At 69.1% G+C, this 6,630-nt stretch carries 8 protein-coding genes; 3 read left to right on the top strand and 5 right to left on the bottom strand.

Translation table 11 applies throughout. The features are described 5' to 3' along the window. On the top strand, nt 1–270 hold a 270-nt coding region (locus tag ACSAMQ_RS13135), incomplete at its 5' end, for a DUF1501 domain-containing protein (RefSeq protein ID WP_435396077.1). 240 nt (nt 271–510) lie between these two features. Next, nucleotides 511–858, top strand: a complete 348-nt coding sequence (locus ACSAMQ_RS13130) for a DUF4870 domain-containing protein (RefSeq protein ID WP_435396076.1) — start codon at nt 511–513, stop codon at nt 856–858. Between the two features lie 110 nt (nt 859–968). Here the strand turns inward: ACSAMQ_RS13130 and ispA are convergent, their stop codons facing one another. The 3 genes from ispA to tilS form a co-directional block, all read right to left on the bottom strand. After that, nucleotides 969–1,850: a (2E,6E)-farnesyl diphosphate synthase gene (gene ispA / locus ACSAMQ_RS13125; protein ID WP_435396075.1), complete on the bottom strand. Its 882-nt coding sequence runs from the start codon at nt 1,848–1,850 to the stop codon at nt 969–971. Continuing rightward, entirely contained in the window at nt 1,843–2,127 is a 285-nt protein-coding gene (locus ACSAMQ_RS13120) for an exodeoxyribonuclease VII small subunit (protein WP_435396074.1), read from the bottom strand. The genes ispA and ACSAMQ_RS13120 overlap by 8 nt, the downstream gene beginning before the upstream one ends. Before the next feature lie 105 nt (nt 2,128–2,232). Continuing rightward, nucleotides 2,233–3,528, bottom strand: a complete 1,296-nt coding sequence (gene tilS / locus ACSAMQ_RS13115) for a tRNA lysidine(34) synthetase TilS (RefSeq protein ID WP_435396073.1) — start codon at nt 3,526–3,528, stop codon at nt 2,233–2,235. A 108-nt stretch (nt 3,529–3,636) separates the two neighbouring features. On the opposite strand from tilS, the gene ACSAMQ_RS13110 reads away from it, so the two are divergent. Next, a complete protein-coding gene (locus ACSAMQ_RS13110) occupies nt 3,637–4,698 on the top strand; it encodes an NADH:flavin oxidoreductase/NADH oxidase (RefSeq protein WP_435396072.1) in 1,062 nt (353 codons plus the stop codon). A gap of 103 nt (nt 4,699–4,801) precedes the next feature. Here ACSAMQ_RS13110 and ACSAMQ_RS13105 read toward each other — a convergent pair whose 3' ends face one another. Then, the gene (locus tag ACSAMQ_RS13105; RefSeq protein ID WP_435396071.1) at nt 4,802–5,575 is read right to left on the bottom strand and encodes a transglycosylase domain-containing protein; all 774 of its coding nucleotides are present in this window, start codon (nt 5,573–5,575) and stop codon (nt 4,802–4,804) included. 26 nt (nt 5,576–5,601) lie between these two features. Beyond that, nucleotides 5,602–6,561: an acetyl-CoA carboxylase carboxyltransferase subunit alpha gene (locus tag ACSAMQ_RS13100; protein WP_435396070.1), complete on the bottom strand. Its 960-nt coding sequence runs from the start codon at nt 6,559–6,561 to the stop codon at nt 5,602–5,604. Nucleotides 6,562–6,630 lie beyond the last annotated feature (69 nt).

Below are 6,630 nucleotides of genomic sequence, written 5' to 3'. Positions count from 1 at the left end.
AACGGCACCGGCGGCACCGATCACGGCACCGGCGGCATGGCCCTGCTGTGCGGCGGCGCGGTGCGCGGCGGCCGCATCGGCGGCGATTGGCCCGGGCTGGCGCCGGCGCAACTCAACGAGGGCCGCGACCTGCGCGCGACCAGCGACCTGCGCAGCCTGTTCAAGGGCATCGCGATCGAACACCTCGGGCTGACCGAGAGCGTGCTGGAAAAGCGCGTGTTTCCCGACAGCCGCGGCATTTCGCCGCTGGACGGCTGGCGCCTGGGCTGATCGAGCGCCTCTATCGCGCGGTGGCCGCCGGGCTCGGGACCGGATCGCCGGTCCGCAGCTCGTCGTCGCGAGCGGTTCGAGTGGCCGGAAACCGCCCCGGCCGACGTTGCGCGCCGGCGCCTATAGCGCAGACCGGCGTAGTTAACTGTGACGAAGAAAGGTTTATGATGCCCGTCAGGGGGCCGAGCCGTGGGCGCGGAACTTTTCTGTCGACACCATCCAACACGTAGGGGAAGCGTAATGAACGATATCAGTCAGGACGAGAAGACTTGGGGCATGCTGGCTCATCTGAGCACGCTGGTCGGTTTGATTATTCCCTTCGGCTCCGTCCTCGGCCCGCTGGTCGTTTGGCTGATCAAGAAGGACACCATGCCGTTCGCGGCCGAGCAGGGCAAGGAAGCGCTGAACTTCAACATCACCGTGTTGATCGCTTTCATCGTCAGCGCGATCCTGACCATCGTGCTGATCGGTTTCCTGCTGATGCTGGCCGTCGGCCTGGCCTGGCTGATCCTGACGATCCTGGCCGCACTGGCCGCGAACAAGGGCGAGTCCTACCGTTATCCGATGACGCTGCGCTTGGTCAACTGATCGCGCGCTTCATCGCGGCACGACAAAGGCGGACTTCGGTCCGCCTTTGTTTTGGGCGATGCGTTCCCAGTATTTGAGCTGTCCGCAACGCTTGCGGCGGCGAAACCGGATCAGCGATCGCGCTCGATCGCCATCCGGCCCAGCGCGCGCAGGGCGTGGGCGCGTTCGCCGAACGGTTCCAGCGCGGCGTGCATGACCTGCGCAAGTTCGCCCAGGCGCGCGCGCGAAGCCTCCAGCCCGATCAACGCCGGAAACGTCGATTTGTCCTGCGCGGCGTCCTTGCCCGCGGTCTTGCCGAGGGTCTGGCTGTCGCCTTCGACATCGAGGATGTCGTCGCGCACCTGGAAGGCCAGGCCGAGCGCGCGCGCATAGCGGTCCAGTGCGTCCAGCGAGCCCGGGTCGGCATCGCCGCACAGCGCGCCCATGCGCACCGCGGCGCGGATCAGGGCGCCGGTCTTGAGCGCGTGCACACGCTCCAGCGCGGCCACGTCCAGGCGCACGCCCGAGCCGGTGGCGTCGATGTCGAGGGCCTGGCCGCCGCACATGCCGGCGACGCCGGCGGCTTCGGCCAGGGTGCGCAGCAGGGCGACGCGGATGCGGTCGTGGCTGTCGGTATCGGCGAGCACGGCGAAGGCCAGCGACTGCAGCGCATCGCCGGCGAGAATCGCGGTGGCCTCGTCGAAGGCGACGTGCACGGTCGGTTGGCCGCGGCGCAGTTCGTCGTCGTCCATCGCCGGCAGATCGTCGTGGACCAGCGAGTAGGCGTGGATCAGTTCGACCGCCGTGGCCGGCGCATCGAGCACCGACGGCGCGACCTCGAACAAGGCGCCGCTGGCATGGACCAGCAACGGACGCATGCGCTTGCCGCCGAGCAGCACCGCGTGGCGCATCGCCATGTGCAGCAGGCGCGGTTCGTCGTCGGGCGAAGGCAGCGCGCGGGTCAGCGCCGCGTCGGCGCGTGCGCGCCAATCGCGCAAGCTGCCGTCAAGCATCGGCGTCGTTGCCGGGATGGCCCGAGGGGTTGGCGGAGGCGAAGGGTTCGGCGCTGGCCGGGTCCTGCGGGTCGGTCAGCAGCCGCACGCGCAGCTCCGCCTGTTCCAGCGCGGTCTGGCAACGCCGGTACAGGCCGACGCCGCGTTCGTACGCGGCCAGCGAATCTTCCAGACTCATCTCGCCGTGTTCCATCTTGTCGACGAGTTGCTCGAGGGCGTCGAGCGACTGTTCGAAATCGGCGACGGGCGAGGCTTCAGTAGAGGGTTTGCGAGGCATGGGAGAAGTGTGCGGCGGGGGAGGGGCAGGGTCAATGCAGCGGCGCACGCGCGGGCTGCGCCAGGCTGTCGCAGGGTGCGGCGCCAAGCGGCCCCGGGCCGCGGTTCAAGCCCAGACCAGGCGCGCGCCGCGTTCGCGCAGCCAGGCGTCCATGCGCGCCGACAGCAGCAGGTCGCCGGCCGCCAGCAGTTCGCCGTCGGCGCTCGACAGCAACGGCAGGCGGCGGCGCTCCCACGGTGGTACGCCGAGGTCCTGCAACGCCTGCTTGAGCGCATGGCGATGGCTGCGCCCCGGCAGGGCGATGCGCTCGCCGCCGCGGCGGCCGTGTGCGAGGCAAGGCGCCTCGAACCGGTCGGCGCCGTGCAGGCGCCATTCGCCGCCATCGGGCAACGCCAGCGCGGCGCGGCCGTCCCATTCGGCCTGCCAGTCGCCGGCCAGGGCCGGTCGCTGGCGCTCGGCATGCAGCAGATCGCGCCAGGCGCGCACTACCGCACCGTGCCAGACGAATTCGGCTTCGGCATCGGCGCGCGCATCGAGCAATCGCGCTTCGACCTGGGCCACGCCCTCGGCCGCCAGCGGCGGCAGGCCGAGCGTGGCGACCCAACGCCGCAGCACTCGTGCGCGGCGCGCACTCGGCAACGCGCGCAGGCCCGAGCGCGACAGCGCCTGCGGGTCGAGGCTGCGCACCTCGGCCAGGGCGAGCGCGTCCTCGTTGTCGAGCAGTTCGGCGGCCTGCGCGTTCAAGCGGGCGGATGCGGCGAAGGCAGCATCGGCGTGCGGCCAGCGTTCGCGCAGCACCGGCAACACGCGGTGGCGCAGGAAATTGCGGTCGTAATGGTGTTCGTCGTTGCTGGGGTCGTCGATCCACTGCAGCCCTTGCGCCGAGGCGTAAGCTTGCAAGGCCGCGCGCGGCAGATCCAGCAAGGGCCGCCACAGGCGGCCGCGGCCGCAATCGCGCCAGGCGCGCATCGCCGCCAGTCCGTCCGGCCCGGACCTGCGCAACAGCCGTAGCAGCACGGTCTCGGCCTGGTCGTCGCGATGATGAGCGAGCAGCAGAGTCTCGCCGTCGCCCAGGCCGGCCGCGAACGCGGCGTGGCGGGCGCGCCGGGCCGCGGCTTCCGGGCCGTCGCCCGCGGCCGCAACCGATACCCGCGAAACGCTGAATTCCAGGCCGAGCCGGGCGCAGGTTTCGGCGCAATGCGCCGCCCAGGCGTCGGCCTGCGGATGCAGCCCGTGATGCACGTGCCAGGCGCGCAGCCCCTGCGCCCGGGCCTGCGCCGAAGCGGCCAAAGCGTGCAGCAGCGCGGTCGAATCCAGGCCGCCGCTGTAGCCCACGCACAGCGGCGTCGGCGGCAATGCGCCCAGGGCGGCGGTGATCGTATCGGCGGCGGCGGAGGGCATCGCGGCATGGTGCCATGGCCGCGGGACGCAGCAACCCATCGATGATGCTGCGCTCGCCGGCGCGGGGGATTACCGTCGTTTCTCCACATCCATGGCAGGCAAATCACCGTGTCCCGGCTTTTCGCTCCGCTGTCGCAACGATCGCTGAACTTGCGCAATCGTCTCGTCGTATCGCCGATGTGCCAGTACTCGGCCGTCGACGGCTTGCCCAACAACTGGCATCTGGTTCATCTGGGCAGCCGGGCGGTCGGCGGCGCCGGCCTGGTCCTGACCGAGGCCTGCGCGGTGTCGCCGGAAGGCCGCATTTCCGCGGCCGACACCGGGCTGTGGAACGCCTCGCAAGCCGAGGCCTGGCACCGCGTCACCTGTTTTCTGCGTTCGCGCGAGGCGATCGTCGGCGCGCAACTCAGCCATGCCGGGCGCAAGGCCAGCGTCGAGGCGCCCTGGCTCGGCGGCCACGCAGTGCCGGCCGACGCCGGCGGCTGGACGCCGGTGGCGCCGTCCCCGTTGCCGTTCCGCGAGGACTCGAGCGAACCGCGCGAATTGCAGCCGATCGAGATCCGCACCGTCGTCGACGATTTCGCCGCGGCGGCGCAGCGCGCATTGGATGCGTGTTTCCAGTTGGTCGAAATCCACGCCGCGCATGGCTATCTGCTGCATCAGTTCCTGTCGCCGCTGTCGAACCGGCGCGAGGATCGCTACGGCGGCAGCTTCGACAACCGCATCCGCCTGCTGCGCGAAGTGCTGGCGGCGGTGCGAGACGTCTGGCCGGAGCGCTTGCCGCTGTGGTTGCGCATTTCCGCGACCGACTGGACCGAGGGCGGCTGGGACATCGAGCAGAGCGTCGAGCTGGCGCGCATCGTCAAGGAACTCGGCGTCGACCTGATCGACGTGTCGAGCGGTGGCCTGGTGCCGCATGCGCGGATTCCGAACGAACCCGGTTACCAGGTGCCGTTCTCGGCGCGCATCCGGCGCGAGACCGGCATCGCCACGGGCGCGGTCGGCCTGATCACCGAGGCGGCACAGGCCGAGCGCATCGTCGCCGACGGCGAGGCCGACGTGGTGCTGCTGGCGAGGCAGCTGCTGCGCGACCCGTATTTTCCGCATCGCGCCGCGCGCGAACTCGGCGCGACCACGCACGTGCCGGAGCAATATCAGCGGGCCTGGTGAGACCGGCGCCGCCGAAATTTGCGTCGATGAGTCCGTGTCGTTGAAGGCTGCGTTGACCCGGCAGCGTCGGTGAAGGCCGCGATGACGCTTCGCGGCTCCGGCGTCAATGCGTCTTGCAGGCGATGGGTTTGAGGCGGCTCAAGGGCCGCATGGGATCGCCTTCGACCGCAGCCAGATCGGACTTGGCGAGAGCGGCGACGAAATGCGCGCGAAAGTCGGTCGCATCGCAATAAGGGTCGATATAACCAGGCGCGAATTTCATGGTCAAAAGCGCCACGGTCTCCAACTGGCTCAACCGTTCCGCCGGCGCGCCGAAATAGGCGTGCGCAGCTTCGTCCAGGCCGGTGGTGCCGCGCCCGTAATCGGCGTGTTCGAGCACCATGTCGAGCATGCGCGTCGCCGGCCATTCGCGGCTGAGCTTTATGAACAACGCGGTGTCCTTAAAGTACCAATCGTACGAGTGCCGCCGCAGTGCCTCAGCATTCGAACCCGCGTTGCTGTCATGGACGATAGGTGACGATGGCGGCTTTGCCTGTCGTTCGATCAGGTCGCCTGTGTAATTGGAAGCAATTTCGAGTACCCGCACGTCGGCCGGGTCTTGAAGTTCCTCGCTCGGGTTAAGCAAGTAACGCGCCCCGAACGCCAGACCGGTGAGCGGGTAGGTGATGGCGTTGAATTTACGTACCGAGATTTCACCGTGGCCGCCGAACTGCTTCCACAGCAGGACTCTGGTGGCGTCAGGATATTGCCGGCTGGGGCCGGGCAGCGGTTCGGGCAAGCCGCGCGCGCCGTACCAATAGAGGCCTTGCAGCAACAGGCATAGCGCGGCGATCAAGGCGAACGCGCTGCCGAGCAGCCATTTGAGCAGGACGTCCATGTCCGCGGTTCCGTGCGGAGCGGCCCTCAGGCCGCTTCGTACGCGCCGTAGCCGCGCAGGCGCTCGTAACGGCGCTGCAGCAGGTCTTCGATCGGCAGGGGCTCGAGCGCGTCGAGCTCGTTGAGCAACACCGCCTTCAGGCGGGTGGCCATCTGCTTGGGATTGCGGTGGGCGCCGCCGATCGGCTCGCGCACGATCTTGTCGATCAGGCCCAGCTCGTACAGGCGCTTGGCGGTCAGGCCGAGCTGCTCGGCCGCGTCCTTGGCCTTCTCGGCGGTCTTCCACAGGATCGAGGCGCAACCTTCCGGGGTGATCACCGAGTAGGTGCTGTATTCGAGCATCAGGGTGCGGTCGCCCACGCCGATCGCGAGCGCGCCGCCGGAGCCGCCTTCGCCGATCACGGTGCAGATCACCGGGATCTTGAGTTCGGCCATTTCCAGCAGGTTGCGCGCGATCGCTTCGGACTGGCCGCGCTCTTCGGCATCGATGCCGGGCCAGGCGCCGGCGGTGTCGATGAAGGTCAGCAAAGGCAGGCGGAAACGCTCGGCCAGCTTCATCAGGCGCAGCGCCTTGCGGTAGCCCTCCGGACGCGGCATGCCGAAATTGCGCTTGATCTTGCTCTTGGTGTCGCGGCCCTTCTGGTGGCCGATGATGACCACGCTGCGGCCGGCGATGCGGCCGAGGCCGCCGACGATCGCGGTGTCGTTGGCGAAGGCGCGGTCGCCGGCCAGTTCCTGGAACTCGTCGCACATCACCCGGATGTAGTCGAGGGTGTAGGGGCGGGCCGGGTGCCGGGCCAGCTGCGAGATCTGCCAGGAGCTCAGGTCGCGGAAGATCTGCGCGGTACGCAGGCGCAGCTTGTCCTGCAGGGTGTGGATTTCGGCGTCGATGTCGACGGCCGGGCCGCTGCTGGCGTGGCGCAGTTCCTGGATCTTGGCTTCCAGGTCGGCGATGGGCTGCTCGAAGTCGAGGTAATTCGGATTCATGCTCGGGCCGTTGGCCGGGTTGAGGCACAGTCTAGCCCACGGTGGGGGACCGTACCGAGAGGCATGGGG

The organism is Lysobacter sp. 1R34A (genome assembly GCF_051217035.1).
GTDB lineage: Bacteria > Pseudomonadota > Gammaproteobacteria > Xanthomonadales > Xanthomonadaceae > Lysobacter.
The sequence above is the reverse complement of the archived record's forward strand: the minus strand, read 5'-3'. Positions and strand labels throughout refer to the sequence as shown.

Excerpts from the sequence above, each read along its gene's own strand:
- ACSAMQ_RS13130 (WP_435396076.1), top strand. The coding sequence starts at position 511 with ATGAACGATATCAGTCAGGACGAGAAGACTTGGGGCATGCTGGCTCAT.
- ispA (WP_435396075.1), bottom strand. The coding sequence starts at position 1,850 with ATGCTTGACGGCAGCTTGCGCGATTGGCGCGCACGCGCCGACGCGGCG.
- ACSAMQ_RS13120 (WP_435396074.1), bottom strand. The coding sequence starts at position 2,127 with ATGCCTCGCAAACCCTCTACTGAAGCCTCGCCCGTCGCCGATTTCGAA.
- tilS (WP_435396073.1), bottom strand. The coding sequence starts at position 3,528 with ATGCCCTCCGCCGCCGCCGATACGATCACCGCCGCCCTGGGCGCATTG.
- ACSAMQ_RS13105 (WP_435396071.1), bottom strand. The coding sequence starts at position 5,575 with ATGGACGTCCTGCTCAAATGGCTGCTCGGCAGCGCGTTCGCCTTGATC.
- ACSAMQ_RS13100 (WP_435396070.1), bottom strand. The coding sequence starts at position 6,561 with ATGAATCCGAATTACCTCGACTTCGAGCAGCCCATCGCCGACCTGGAA.